This window comes from Actinopolymorpha cephalotaxi (genome assembly GCF_013408535.1).
GTDB lineage: Bacteria > Actinomycetota > Actinomycetes > Propionibacteriales > Actinopolymorphaceae > Actinopolymorpha > Actinopolymorpha cephalotaxi.
The window spans coordinates 6683673-6696566 of the sequence record NZ_JACBZA010000001.1 but is presented as its reverse complement, the minus strand read 5'-3'; the positions used below and the strand labels follow the sequence as shown (position 1 = coordinate 6696566).

Annotated in this window: 13 protein-coding genes; 8 read left to right on the top strand and 5 right to left on the bottom strand. The window is 70.8% G+C overall.

What is annotated here, in order from left to right; all coding sequences use genetic code 11:
- The first annotated feature begins 29 nt into the window (after positions 1 to 29).
- The 3 genes from mshD to FHR37_RS33385 are packed head-to-tail and all read left to right on the top strand — an operon-like array spanning position 30 to position 4135.
- Positions 30 to 1019 (top strand): mycothiol synthase, encoded by a 990-nt coding sequence (mshD, locus tag FHR37_RS29965; RefSeq protein WP_092886076.1) that lies wholly within the window; start codon positions 30 to 32, stop codon positions 1017 to 1019.
- 45 nt (positions 1020 to 1064) lie between these two features.
- Positions 1065 to 3221 carry an RNA degradosome polyphosphate kinase gene (locus FHR37_RS29960; protein WP_092886073.1) on the top strand — a complete coding sequence of 719 codons (2157 nt, stop codon included), beginning with the start codon at positions 1065 to 1067 and terminating at the stop codon, positions 3219 to 3221.
- A gap of 17 nt (positions 3222 to 3238) precedes the next feature.
- The gene (locus tag FHR37_RS33385; protein WP_092886071.1) at positions 3239 to 4135 is read left to right on the top strand and encodes an NUDIX hydrolase; all 897 of its coding nucleotides are present in this window, start codon (positions 3239 to 3241) and stop codon (positions 4133 to 4135) included.
- A 12-nt stretch (positions 4136 to 4147) separates the two neighbouring features.
- Here the strand turns inward: FHR37_RS33385 and FHR37_RS29950 are convergent, their stop codons facing one another.
- The gene (locus FHR37_RS29950) at positions 4148 to 4564 is read right to left on the bottom strand and encodes a VOC family protein (protein ID WP_092886069.1); all 417 of its coding nucleotides are present in this window, start codon (positions 4562 to 4564) and stop codon (positions 4148 to 4150) included.
- A gap of 368 nt (positions 4565 to 4932) precedes the next feature.
- Between FHR37_RS29950 and pstS the strand changes: the two genes are divergently transcribed.
- Genes pstS through pstB form a run of 4 tightly spaced genes read left to right on the top strand, consistent with a single transcriptional unit; the run spans position 4933 to position 8761 of the window.
- Positions 4933 to 6054, top strand: a complete 1122-nt coding sequence (pstS, locus tag FHR37_RS29945) for a phosphate ABC transporter substrate-binding protein PstS (RefSeq protein WP_092886067.1) — start codon at positions 4933 to 4935, stop codon at positions 6052 to 6054.
- An 8-nt stretch (positions 6055 to 6062) separates the two neighbouring features.
- Positions 6063 to 7052: a phosphate ABC transporter permease subunit PstC gene (pstC, locus tag FHR37_RS29940; protein ID WP_092886065.1), complete on the top strand. Its 990-nt coding sequence runs from the start codon at positions 6063 to 6065 to the stop codon at positions 7050 to 7052.
- Positions 7049 to 7963, top strand: a complete 915-nt coding sequence (gene pstA / locus FHR37_RS29935) for a phosphate ABC transporter permease PstA (protein WP_092886063.1) — start codon at positions 7049 to 7051, stop codon at positions 7961 to 7963. The genes pstC and pstA overlap by 4 nt, the downstream gene beginning before the upstream one ends.
- A gap of 21 nt (positions 7964 to 7984) precedes the next feature.
- Entirely contained in the window at positions 7985 to 8761 is a 777-nt protein-coding gene (gene pstB / locus FHR37_RS29930) for a phosphate ABC transporter ATP-binding protein PstB (protein ID WP_092886061.1), read from the top strand.
- Between the two features lie 86 nt (positions 8762 to 8847).
- Here the strand turns inward: pstB and FHR37_RS29925 are convergent, their stop codons facing one another.
- The 4 genes from FHR37_RS29925 to FHR37_RS29910 form a co-directional block, all read right to left on the bottom strand.
- Positions 8848 to 9843 (bottom strand): inorganic phosphate transporter, encoded by a 996-nt coding sequence (locus FHR37_RS29925; RefSeq protein WP_092886059.1) that lies wholly within the window; start codon positions 9841 to 9843, stop codon positions 8848 to 8850.
- Between the two features lie 44 nt (positions 9844 to 9887).
- Entirely contained in the window at positions 9888 to 10505 is a 618-nt protein-coding gene (locus tag FHR37_RS29920; RefSeq protein WP_092886057.1) for a DUF47 domain-containing protein, read from the bottom strand.
- Between the two features lie 155 nt (positions 10506 to 10660).
- Complete coding sequence (locus FHR37_RS29915) at positions 10661 to 10987, bottom strand: DUF202 domain-containing protein (protein WP_092886055.1); 327 nt, start codon at positions 10985 to 10987, stop codon at positions 10661 to 10663.
- Between the two features lie 44 nt (positions 10988 to 11031).
- Entirely contained in the window at positions 11032 to 11370 is a 339-nt protein-coding gene (locus FHR37_RS29910) for a YidH family protein (protein WP_092886301.1), read from the bottom strand.
- Positions 11371 to 11472: 102 nt separating this feature from the next.
- On the opposite strand from FHR37_RS29910, the gene FHR37_RS29905 reads away from it, so the two are divergent.
- Entirely contained in the window at positions 11473 to 12813 is a 1341-nt protein-coding gene (locus tag FHR37_RS29905) for a C1 family peptidase (RefSeq protein WP_092886053.1), read from the top strand.
- The last annotated feature ends 81 nt before the right edge of the window (positions 12814 to 12894 follow it).

Genomic DNA, 12894 nt, shown 5'->3' with positions numbered 1-12894 from the left:
TCTCGGTGGGTGACCCGTACGGTAGCGGGGTGGGTAACTCGCCGGGTGAAATCAAGATCACCGGTCGCCTCTCGGCGGCCGAACGCGCGACTGTCGACGCTCTGGTGGAGGCCGCCGCGGCCGAGGACGGCGTCCGCGCTCTCGACGAACGCGCGACCCTGCTCCTCGGCGTGCCCGACGCCACCCGCCACCTGCTGGCCCGGTCCGGCGGGGATGCCGGCGACATCGTTGGCTACGCCCACCTGGACCTGCCGGCGGTCACGACGGAGGACCCCACCGGCGAAACCGCCGACGGCGCTCCGGCGCAGGCGGCCACCGCGGACCTGGTGGTCCACCCCGGCCACCGCGGCCGCGGCGTCGGCCGGGCACTGGCCGACGCGCTCGTCGCCGAGGCGGGGCCGGTGCCGGTGCAGGTGTGGGCGCACGGTCCGCACCCGGGTGCCGCCCGGCTGGCCGCGGCCACCGGGTTCACGGCCGACCGGGCGCTGGCCTGGATGCGCCGCCCGCTGCACGGACCGGGCGCCCGGCCGCTTCCGGACATCGCGCCGCCCGCCGGGGTCACGATCCGCGCCTTCGAACCCGGCCGCGACGAGCAGGCCTGGCTGGCGGTCAACGCGGCCGCGTTCGCCGCCCACCCCGAGCAGGGCCGCTGGACCCGCGCCGACCTGGACGCCCGGACCGGCGCGGCGTGGTTCGACCCCGCGGGCTTCTTCGTCGCCGAGCGCGACGGCGAGCTGGTCGGCTTCCACTGGACGAAGGTGCACACCGGGCGGATACGCGGCGGCGAGCCCGGCCCGGCGGGCGAGATCTACGTGCTCGGGGTGGCCCCGCACGCCCAGGGCGGCGGGCTGGCCAAGGCGCTGGCCGTGGCCGGTCTGGCGTACCTCCGCGACCGTGGCCTGGCGACCGTGATGTTGTACGTCGAGGCGGACAACCGCGCCGCGGTCGGGCTCTACGAGAGGCTCGGTTTCACCCGGGCCGCCACAGACGTGATGTACCACCACGAACCGGCCGGTTGAGATCGTCGCTACCGCTTGTTCACGCCGCGGTGAAACGATGACGGGGTGAGCACCCAGATCGCGCGACCCGAGATCACCGAGTACGACGTCGAACCCCCGTACGACGTGACCGAGGGAGACCTGCCCGACGACCGGTTCCTCGACCGGGAGCTGTCCTGGCTGCACTTCAACACCCGGGTGCTCGAACTCGCCGAGGACCCGCAGATCCCGCTGCTGGAACGCGTCCGGTTCCTCGCGATCTTCGCCAACAACCTGGACGAGTTCTTCATGGTCCGGGTCGCCGGCCTCAAGCGCCGGATGGCCGCGGGCGTCGCCGTGCGGGCCGCCTCCGGGATGCTGCCGCGCGAGGTGCTGGAGAGCATCTGGGCGCGCACCCGGGAGCTGATGGTGCGGCACGCGAACGTGTGCCACGACCAGGTGCTGCCGGAGCTGGTGTCCCAGGGCATCGAGGTGCAGCGCTGGGACGACCTCGACGAGGACGCCAGGAAGCGCATGCACGAGCTGTTCGGCGCCCGGGTGTTCCCGGTGCTCACCCCGCTCGCGGTCGACCCGGCGCACCCGTTCCCGTACATCTCCGGGCTGTCCCTCAACCTCGCGGTGGTGGTGCGCAACCCGCAGACCGGCGGCGAGCACTTCGCCCGGGTGAAGGTGCCGCAGATCCTGCCGCGGTTCGTCCCCGTGGACAAGCAGCGTTACGTCCCGCTGGAGGACGTCATCGCCGCGCACCTGGACCAGCTGTTCCCCGGCATGGAGATCCTCCAGCACCACTCGTTCCGGGTGACCCGCAACGAGGACCTGGAGGTGGAGGAGGACGACGCGGAGAACCTCCTGCAGGCGCTGGAGCGGGAGCTGCTGCGCCGCCGGTTCGGGCCGCCGGTGCGGCTGGAGGTGGAGGCATCCATCGACCCGCACGTGCTGGAGCTGCTGGTGTCCGAGCTCGGCGTCAGCGACGAGGAGGTGTGCCGGCTGACGGGGCCGCTGGACCTGTCCGGCCTGTCCGCGATCGCCGACGTGGACCGGGCGGAGCTGAAGTTCCCCGCGTTCGTGCCGGTCACCCACCGCGACCTCGCCGAGGTGGAGAGTTCGCACCCGCCGGACGTGTTCTCCGCCGTACGCCAGCGGGAGGTGCTGCTGCACCACCCGTACGACTCGTTCTCCACCAGCGTGCAGCGGTTCATCGAGCAGGCCGCGGCCGACCCGCACGTGCTGGCGATCAAGCAGACCCTCTACCGGACGAACGACGAGTCGCCGATCGTCGACGCGCTGATCGACGCCGCCGAGGCCGGCAAGCAGGTGCTGGTGGTGGTGGAGATCAAGGCCAGGTTCGACGAGGAGGCCAACATCCGCTGGGCCCGGCAGCTGGAACAGTCCGGCTGCCACGTCGTCTACGGCCTGATCGGGCTGAAGACCCACTGCAAGCTGGCGCTGGTGGTCCGCGAGGAGCCCGACGGGCTGCGCCGCTACGCCCACATCGGCACCGGCAACTACAACCCCAAGACCGCCCGGCTGTACGAGGACCTCGGGCTGCTCAGCAGCGATCCCGTGCTGGCCGCGGACCTCAGCGCGTTGTTCAACACGCTGTCGGGGTACGCCCGGACGACGGAGTACGACCGGCTGCTGGTCGCGCCGCGCTCGGTGCGTACGTCCCTGATCGAACGCATCCACCGGGAGGTGGCCCACCACCGGGCCGGCCGGCCCGCCCACATCCGGTGGAAGGTCAACGCGCTGGTCGACGAGGCGGTGATCGACGCGTTGTACGAGGCGTCCCGGGCCGGTGTCCCGGTCGACCTGTGGATCCGCGGGATCTGCGCGTTGCGGCCCGGAATGCCCGGCCTGTCCGAGACGATCCGGGTCCGCAGCGTGCTCGGGCGGTTCCTGGAGCACTCGCGGATCTTCTGGTTCGCCAACGGTGGTGACACCGACGTGTGGATCGGGTCGGCGGACATGATGCACCGCAACCTCGACCGCCGGGTGGAGGCGCTCGCCCGGGTCACCCAGGACGACCACGTGACCGAGCTGACCAAGCTGCTCGAGCTGTCCTTCGACGACCGCACGTCGGCGTGGCACCTCGAGGGCGACGGGGACTGGATCCGCCACCACCTCGACGCCGACGGCGCGCCGCTGCGCGACCTGCAGCAGCACCTCATCTCCGTCAAGCTGCGGCACCGGCTGAAGGTGGCCGGCACGCCGGGGGCGGCATGAGCCGGGGGCGCTGAGCCGTGGTCAGAGGGAGGACCGAATCCGCGGACCGGGTGGTCGAGGCCGCCGGCGCGGTGGTGTGGCGGCCGTCGGCGTACGAACGCGCCGAGGTGCTGCTGGTGCACCGGCCGAAGTACGACGACTGGTCCTTCCCCAAGGGCAAGCTCGAGCCGGGCGAACGCGCGCCGGCCGCGGCGGTCCGCGAGGTCGCCGAGGAGACCAGGATCCGGGTGGCCCTGGGACCGCCGATGCCTCCCGTGCGCTACCCGCTGGCCGGCGGGGCGGTCAAGGTGGTGCGCTACTGGCAGGCGGTGCCCCTCGACGACGGGGCCGACTTCACACCCGGACCCGAGGTCGACCGGCGGGCCTGGCTGCGGATCGGCGAGGCCGCCCGCCAGCTCACCCACCCCCGGGACCGCTCGCTGCTCACCACCCTGACGACGCGGACGACCCGGCCGCTGGTGCTCGTCCGGCACGGCTCGGCGCTGTCCCGGCGCGGGTGGACCGGCGGCGACCTGGAGCGCCCCCTCGGCGACGAGGGCCACACCCAGGCCGCCGAACTCGTCGGCGCGCTCGCGGCGTACGGCATCACCCGGGTGGTCAGCTCACCCGCCCGCCGCTGCGTGGAGACCGTGCTGCCGTACGCCACCGCCGCCGGGGTGCGGATCGAGACCGAGCCCGCGTTCGCCGAGGGGACCGACCCGGAGCTGGTCGGCGAGCAGGCGCTGCGCCTGCTGGACGCGCCGGAGCCGACCGCCGTGTGCACCCACCGGCCGACGCTGCCGGACCTGTGGACGGGCCTGGGGGTGACCCCGATGCCTCTGCAGCCCGGGGAGGCGGTCGTCCTCCACCTCGCCGGCCGCACCCCCGTGGCCTTCGAACGCCACCCGCCCGCCGAACCCCTCTCCGGCCGCTGACACCGGGCATCGTCAGGCGCGCTCGACGACGTATAAGTGGTTGCCGTCGGGGTCGCGCAGGCCGAACATCGGCGGCACGCCGGGCCAGCGCAGCACCTCGGGGTCGACGTCCACGCCACGCTCACGCAGGTACGCGTGGTCCGCGGCGGCATCCTCCGTGGCCAGCCGGATGCCGGTGTCCACCCCGGCGGGCGCCCCCTCGCCGGCGCTGACCAGGGCGATCGTCGTGCCCCCTGACGGAAGGGCCACCTCGACCCAGCGCTGCCCGGGGCCGAACGACCCGTCCATGGTCACCTCGAATCCACACGTACCCACGTAGAACGCCAGCGCGCGGTCGTGGTCGGTCACCGGCACCGCCACCGTCGCCACCCCGGTCACTCGGATCCCGGCGCCCTGCTCCCCCGCTCGTTCGTTCACCCGTTCGGTCATCTGGACCTCCTGCCGTCCACGCTGTCGGATACTCGTGATGTCGGAACCAGGACCGCCCGGCCCGGCCGAACTCATCGGTGCGAGGAACCCCGACCCACGAGACGAGCCCCACGATCCGGGCTCCCGGCCCACGGAATGCCCGCGAACCGGACCCCCGGGCATGACCACGGCAAACCGTCCGCAACCCGGCGAGAAGTGACACAGCGTGCGTGTTCACGTGACGTCCGCCACAGCGTCGAGCGGTCTTCGTGTCACGGCTCGGCGACGTTCACTTCCCGTTCATGTAGGCCCGTCCAGCGCGTCACCTGGCCTCCCTACCGTCCTGGGAGACAAGGGATTTCCGTGAGATCGAAGGGCTGGGAAACGACGTGAAGCACACCCGATTCGCCGCGCTCGCATTCGCGGCGCTCGGCGGCGCTGTGGCGCTGGCCGGCTGCGGGAGCGACCCGACGCCGGCGGCAGGAAGCAACGGCGCCGAGCCGTCCAAGAGCGGGTCGTGCCCCTCCGGCACTCTCAACGCGGAGGGCTCCTCGGCGCAGAAGAACGCGATCGAGCAGGCCATCGCCGACTACCAGACGAAGTGCGCCGACGTCACGATCAACTACAACCCGACGGGCTCCGGCGCGGGCATCAAGCAGTTCAACGCCGGCCAGGTCGACTTCGCGGGCTCGGACTCCGCGCTGAAGACGGAGCCGAAGGACGGCGTGGTCGAGGCCGACGCGGCCAAGAAGCGCTGCGCGAACAACCCCGCCTGGAACCTCCCGATGGCGGTCGGCCCGATCGCCATCTCCTACAACCTGCAGGGTGTCGGCAACCTGGTGCTCGACGGGCCCACGGCGGCGAAGATCTTCAACGGCACCATCAAGACCTGGAACGACCCGGCGATCGCCAAGCTCAACAAGGGCGTCAAGCTGCCGAGCGCGAAGATCGTGGTCTTCTACCGTTCGGACGAGTCGGGTACGACGGAGAACTTCACGAAGTACCTCCAGGCCAGCTCCGGCGGGGCGTGGAAGACCGAGCCCGCCAAGAGCTGGGAGGGCACCGGCTCGGGCAAGAACAAGTCCGCCGGCGTGGCCTCGGGTGTGAAGGCCACCCCCAACTCGATCACCTACGTCGAGTGGTCCTACGCGCGGGACAACAAGCTCGCCATGGCGAGCATCGACACCGGCTCCGGCGCCGGCCCGGTGAAGCTGACCGGTGAGTCGGCGGGCAAGGCCGTCGCCGCGGCGAAGCCGGACGGCCAGGGCAACGACCTGCGGCTGAAGCTGGACTACGCCACCAAGGCCAAGGGCGCCTACCCGATCGTCCTGGTCACCTACGAGATCGTCTGCTCCAAGGGCCTGGACGCGTCGAAGGCCGGCCTGGTGAAGGGCTTCCTCACCGACTACTCCAGCGAGCAGACCCAGACCGGGCTCGCCGACCTCGGCTACGCGCCGCTGCCCGCGCAGGTGCGCACCAAGGTCGAGGCCGCCGTCAAGGCGATCCGCTGACGGCTTCGATGAGCTCGAACAGTTCCCACCAGGAACTCCTCGACAGTCGGCCCCAGGGCTTGGACCTGGGGCCGACCGGCCGTGGTGGCGACCGGCTCTTCTCCGGGCTGGCCCGGGGTTCCGGCGTCGCCGTCATCGCGCTGGTCGTCTTCGTCGCCGCGTTCCTGCTCTGGCTCGCCGTACCCGCCCTGAAGGACAACCAGGCCAGCTTCCTGTTCTCCCGGATCTGGCAGCCGGGCCTGACCCCGCCGAAGTTCGGCATCGTGGACCTGCTGTGGACCACGGTGCTCGCCTCGGCGTTCGCGCTGCTGCTGGCGGTGCCCGTCGCGCTCGGGGTGGCGTTGTTCCTCACCCACTACGCACCGGCGCGGCTGGCCCGGCCGATCACCTACGTGGTCGACCTGCTGGCCGCCGTACCCTCGATCATCTTCGGGCTGTGGGGGATCACCGAGCTGGCGCCCAAGCTCGCGCCGGTCGGGAACTTCCTGTCCCGCCACAACCTCGGCATACCGTTCCTGAAGCCGGGCATCCCCGACACCGGGACCGTGTTCGTCGCCGGTGTCGTGCTGGCGATCATGATCCTGCCGATCATCGCCGCGTTCACCCGGGAGGTCTTCGCCCAGACCCCCGCGGAGAACCGGGAGGCGGCGCTCGCCCTGGGCGCGACGAAGTGGGAGATGATCCGGCTGACCGTCCTGCCGTACGGCAGGTCCGGGATGGTCAGCGCCGCCATGCTCGGCCTGGGCCGGGCGCTCGGCGAGACCATCGCGATCATGATCATCCTGTCCACGCCGAGCCCGGGCGCGCCGTTCAGCGCGAGCCTGTTCGCCGGCGGTGAGACGTTCGCCAGCAAGATCGCCAACAACGCGGCGGAGTTCGACTCCCCCAGCAAGACCGGCGCCTACATCGCCGCCGGCCTGGTGCTGTTCGTCCTCACGTTCGCGGTCAACGCGCTGGCCCGACTCGTCCTGCTCCACACCGGAAGGAAGCACTCGTGAGTGTGCTCAGCTCGGCCCGTCCGGCCGGGTCCCACCTCGACCTGACCGGCAACCGGTCCAGGGGCCGCGCCGCCCGCAACGTGGTGGCGACCGTGCTGGTCGCGGCCTGCTTCGCGCTGGCGCTGGTGCCGCTGGTGTGGATCCTGTGGACCGTCGCGAGCAAGGGTTTCCACCTCCTGCTGGACCCGAACTGGTGGGGCCAGTCCCAGCGCGGGATCACCTCGCGGACGGCCGGCGGCGGCGCCTACCACGCCATCGTGGGCTCGCTGATCACCGCGGCCATGTGCGCCCTGGTCTCGGTGCCGATCGGCGTCTTCGGCGCGATCTACCTGGTGGAGTACGGCCGGGGCGGCCCGCTCGCCCGCGCCGTGAGCTTCATGGTGGACATCCTCACCGGCATCCCGTCCATCGTCGCGGCGCTGTTCGTCTACGCGCTGTGGGTGACGCTGTTCGGCTTCGGCCGGGTCGGGTTCGCGGTCAGCCTGTCGCTCGTCCTGCTGATGGTGCCGACCGTGCTGCGGCTCACCGAGGAGGTGCTGCGGCTGGTGCCGAACGAGCTGCGCGAGGCCTCCGCCGCGCTCGGCGTACCCCGGTGGAAGACGATCCTGAAGGTCGTCGTACCCACCGCGTTCAGCGGCATCGTCACCGGCGTGATGCTCGGCCTGGCCCGGATCATGGGCGAGACCGCGCCGCTGCTGATCCTCGGCCCCTACACCAGCGGGATCAACTTCAACCCGTTCGCGGGGAACATGGCCGCCCTGCCCACGATGATCAACCAGGACCGTACGGAGTCACTCCAGCCGGCCGTGGACCGCACCTGGGCCGCGGCCCTGACGCTGGTCCTGCTGGTACTGGTCCTCAACCTTCTCGCGCGAGCCGTCGCCCGGTTCAGCGCCGTACGCAAGCGTTAGAAAGCAGAGGAAGAAGACACCATGGCGAAACGAATCGATGTCTCCGGCCTCGACATCTACTACGGCGCGTTCAAGGCGGTCGAGGGCGTCAACATGACGGTCGAGCCGCGCAACGTCACCGCGTTCATCGGGCCGTCCGGGTGCGGCAAGTCGACGATGCTGCGCACCCTCAACCGGATGCACGAGGTGGTGCCCGGCGCCCGGGTCGAGGGCAAGGTCATGCTGGACGACCAGGACCTCTACGGATCCGACGTCGACCCGGTGGCCGTGCGCCGCGTGGTCGGCATGGTCTTCCAGCGGCCCAACCCGTTCCCGACCATGTCGATCTACGACAACGTGGCGGCCGGGCTGAAGCTGAACGGCGTACGCCAGAAGAGCGTGCTGGACGACGCGGTGGAGCGCTCCCTGCAGGGCGCGAACCTGTGGAAGGAAGTGCACGACCGGCTGAACCGGCCCGGCGGCTCACTGTCGGGTGGTCAGCAGCAGCGGCTGTGCATCGCCCGGGCGATCGCCGTGGAGCCGCAGGTGCTGCTCATGGACGAACCGTGCTCGGCGCTGGACCCGATCTCCACGCTGGCGATCGAGGACCTGATCTCCCAGCTGAAGGAACGCTTCACGATCGTCATCGTGACGCACAACATGCAGCAGGCGGCCCGGGTGTCCGACGCCACGGCGTTCTTCAACCTGTCCGGTCAGGGCAAGCCGGGGCACCTGATCGAGATGGACAGTACGCAGAAGATCTTCTCCAACCCGTCGGAGAAGGCCACCGAGGCCTACATCACCGGCCGGTTCGGCTGACCGGCCGGTCCGCTGACCGGCCGCTTCGGCCGACCGGCGGACCGCCGACGCAGAGTCGGTCGGCCGGCCGGTCAGCCGGTAGCCGGTCAGGGCAGGACGAGCCGGGCGGCGTAGTAGACGACCGCGGCGACCGCGGCCGCCGCCGGGATGGTGAGCACCCAGGCGGTGACGATGTTGCCCGCCACGCCCCAGCGCACCGCCGACAGCCGCTGCGTCGACCCGACGCCCATGATCGCCGCGCTCACCGTGTGGGTGGTCGAGACCGGGGCGTGGAAGCCGATCGCCATCACGTAGAGCACCACGGAGGCCGTGCTGTCCGCCGCGATGCCGCGGGCCGGGTCGAGCTTGATCACCCGGCGCCCGAGGGTGCGCATGATCCGCCAGCCGCCGGAGTACGTACCGAGGGCGATCGCGGTGGCCGCGGCCAGCTTCACCCACAGCGGGACGTCGGTCCCGGTGTGCAGACCGGCCGTGACCAGGGCGAGCACGATGACACCCATCGTCTTCTGGGCGTCCTGCAGTCCGTGCCCGAACGCCATCGCCGCCGCCGACACCGACTGCCCGGCGCGGAAGCCGCGGTAGGCCCGGCTCGGGTTCGCCTTCCGGAAGATCCACAGCAGGCTGAGCATCACGACGTACGCGAGAACGAACCCGATCAGCGGCGACAGCACCATCGGGAGCAGGACCTTCTTGCCGATCGTCGCCCAGTGCACCGAGGCCGACGCGGCCAGGCCGGCGCCGATCAGCCCGCCGATCAGGGCGTGCGAGGAGGACGACGGCAGGCCGAGCCACCAGGTCAGGAGGTTCCAGCTGATCGCGCCGATCAGGCCGGACAGGACGACCGTCATGCCGTGCGCGTCGGTCTCCGGAGTGATGATGCCGCTGCCGATCGTCTCGGCCACGCCTTCGGAGATCAGCGCGCCGGCGAGGTTCATCACCGCGGCCAGCGCGAGGGCGGTGCGCGGGGTGAGCGCGCGGGTGGACACCGACGACGCGATCGCGTTCGCCGCGTCGTGGAAACCGTTGGTGTAGTCGAACGCCAGGGCGATCAGGACGACCGCGGCGACGAGGGCGAGCTCCATCTATCCTCCAGACCCCGGGCGGGAGCCCGCGCGTACCGGCGTACTCACGACTCCTTGACCGCGATCTGCTCGACCGTGTTGGCGACCTTCTCGAACGCGTCGACGGCGAGCTCGACGAGCTCGATCACGTCCTTGAGCTTCAGCACGGTCAACGCGTCGTAGGCGCCACTGAACAACTTGGCGAGCATCTGCCGGTGGATCTGGTCACCGAGGTTCTCCAGCCGGTTGACCTCGATCCAGTACTCCTCCAGGTCGCGCATCGTCCGCAGCCGCGGCATCGCCTCGGCGGTGAGCGCGGCGGCCCGCTGGAGCACCTCGACCTGCTGCTCGAGTCCCTCCGGCAGCTGGTCGAGCTCGTAGAGGACGATCGAGTCGACCGCCGCCTCCATGTAGTCCATGACGTCGTCCAGGCCGGCGGCGAGGCGGTAGATGTCCTCGCGGTCGAACGGCGTGACGAAGGTGCTGTTGACCCGGCGGATGATCTCGTGGGTCGCCTCGTCGGCCCGGTGCTCGGCGTCCTTCATCAGCCGGGCACTGGCCTGTCGGTCGGCGTCGTGGGCGAGCAGCTCGGCGAACAGCCGGGCGCCGTCGACCAGGATGCTGGCGGACTTGGCGAAGAGGTCGTAGAACGTCGTGTCCACCGGAGTGAATCGGAAGCGCACGGCGAAACTCCTGTCGAACGGTCCCCGTCGGCGAGCAGGCCAGGGCCATGCTAGGGCTTGTGGTCTGGTTTCGGCTCGTCGGCGGGGCGGGAGTGGGTCAACGGGCAGGTCGGCGACCTGGCACGGAGCGGTCGGACGGTGGGGCAAACTGTCGCTCAGCGATGGGTGAGCACCGCCAGCAGGTCGAGGATCCCCACGCCCACGAACACCACGACGGCTACGACAGTGAACATGCCGCGGGTGAGCAGGGCCTCAGTGGGTCCGGCCCACTGACGCCGGTATGCACGATTCGTGACGGCCCACGCGGCAAGAGTGACAGAAAGTACGCACAATCCGGCTACTTCGGCCCACGTGCCACAGGCGGGCGCACTGCGCACCAGCAGCGCGCCGTTGACCGCCAGGACCAGGACGGTGCGGTTCCAGGCCAGCGCCGTGCGTTCGAGCTGGCCCTCCCGGGAGGGAAGCCGCGCGGGCCCGCTCATCACGTACCTCCGTCCCGTCGGTCGCCGTCGGCTACCGCTGTGGTCTACCGCTGGCCGAACGCGATCAGGTAGATCGCCAGGCCGGTCACCACGAACACCGTGAACGCCAGCCCGAGCGGCATCAGCGTGGCCGGAAGCGGCGCGCCCCGGCGCATCGCGGCACCCGTGCGCCGCCACCGGACGTAGGCGCCGAGGGTGGTGGCGACGCCCCCGACCGCGAGCACGAGGCCGAACAGCCGCCGCAGCCAGGCCGGCTCCACCGAGGTCAGGAACTGGACCGCCGCCACTCCGGCCGCACCCAGCGCGAGGCCGGTCCGCAGATAGGCGAGGAAGGTGCGCTCGTTGGCCAGGCTGAAGCGGTAGTCGGGTTCGGTACCGCCCATGATCACGCTCCGTCGATCTTGCCGTTGGGCTGCCGACAACGCGGCGGCACGAGTCTAGGGTCTGTGCTACCGCCACCGACCAGCCTGGAGGGTTCCCCCGTCATGGATGCGTCACTCACCGCCGATGACGTCGCGCTCCTGCGCAAGAGCTTCACCCGCAACCCGGCCTACCGCCTCGTCCAGAACGCGCTGACCCAGACCACCCTCGACGACCTCACCCTGGACCGCGAGATCGTCGTACGCACCGACCATTCCGTCTCCCACCTGCTCGACGACTGGTCCGCCACCAACCAGAAGAACAGCGGCCGCTGCTGGATGTTCGCCGGCCTGAACCTGCTGCGGGTCGGGGCCATGCGGCGGATGAACCTCAAGTCGTTCGAGTTCTCCCAGAACCACGTGATGTTCTGGGACAAGCTCGAACGCGCGAACTACTTCCTCGAGGCGATCATCGACACCGCCGACCGGGACCTCGACGACCGGACGGTCGCGTTCCTGCTCACCGACGTCGCCGGTGACGGCGGCCAGTGGAACATGTTCGCGGCGCTGGTCCGCAAGCACGGGCTGGTCCCCAAGTCCGCGATGCCGGAGACGCAGAGCTCGTCCTCGACCGGCCGGATGAACTCCGTCCTGCGCCAGCTGCTCCGCCAGGGCGCCCGCGACCTGCGGGCGCTGGCAGCCGGCGACGGCGGGGCCGACGCGGCCCGGTCCCACAAGCGGCAGCTGCTGGACGTCGTGCACCGGGCGCTGTGCATGCACCTCGGCACGCCGCCGGAGACGTTCACCTGGCAGTGGACGGACAAGGACCGGGTGTTCCACCGCGACGGCGACCTCACCCCGCTGGAGTTCGCCCAGCGCTACGTCGGGATCCCGGTCGACGACTACGTGTGCCTCGTGCACGACCCGCGGGAGACCAGCCCGCGCGGCCGGACGTTCACCGTCGACCAGCTGGGCAACGTCGTCGGCGGCGGAGCGGTCGTCTACCTCAACGTCGACATGGCGGTGATGAAGCGGCTCGCCCGGGAGTCCATCGTGAACGGCCAGCCGGTGTGGTTCGGCTGCGACGTCGGGAAGATGATGCGGCGCGACATCGGCATCTGGGACGCCGACCTGTACGACACCGGCTCGGTCTACGACACGACGTTCGACCTGGACAAGGCCGAGCGGCTGCTCTACCACGAGACCGCGATGACGCACGCCATGCTGTTCACCGGCGTCGACGTCGACGGCGAGCAGACCCGCCGCTGGCGGGTGGAGAACAGCTGGGGCGACAAGGACGCCGACAAGGGCTTCTACACGATGAACGACTCGTGGTTCGACGAGTACGTCTTCGAGATCGCCGTCCACCGGGACGCGCTGCCCGAGGAACTACGGGAGGCGCTGTCGGAGGAGCCGATCGTCCTGCCGGCCTGGGACCCGATGGGTGCGCTCGCCCGCGCGCGATAGGCGGCGGCAGGCGCCGGCGGCGGCGACACGGGACGACGGTCCCGGTGACGTGGGAGAGGGTGGGGAAGGAGATCGACGGTC

What these genes read in the sequence shown, in the direction of transcription:
- FHR37_RS29910 (WP_092886301.1), bottom strand. Translation starts at nt 11,370, where the DNA reads ATGGGCGGTACCGAACCCGACTACCGCTTCAGCCTGGCCAACGAGCGC.
- pstC (WP_092886065.1), top strand. Translation starts at nt 6,063, where the DNA reads ATGAGCTCGAACAGTTCCCACCAGGAACTCCTCGACAGTCGGCCCCAG.
- pstB (WP_092886061.1), top strand. Translation starts at nt 7,985, where the DNA reads ATGGCGAAACGAATCGATGTCTCCGGCCTCGACATCTACTACGGCGCG.
- FHR37_RS29905 (WP_092886053.1), top strand. Translation starts at nt 11,473, where the DNA reads ATGGATGCGTCACTCACCGCCGATGACGTCGCGCTCCTGCGCAAGAGC.
- FHR37_RS29915 (WP_092886055.1), bottom strand. Translation starts at nt 10,987, where the DNA reads ATGAGCGGGCCCGCGCGGCTTCCCTCCCGGGAGGGCCAGCTCGAACGC.
- FHR37_RS29925 (WP_092886059.1), bottom strand. Translation starts at nt 9,843, where the DNA reads ATGGAGCTCGCCCTCGTCGCCGCGGTCGTCCTGATCGCCCTGGCGTTC.
- FHR37_RS29950 (WP_092886069.1), bottom strand. Translation starts at nt 4,564, where the DNA reads ATGACCGAACGGGTGAACGAACGAGCGGGGGAGCAGGGCGCCGGGATC.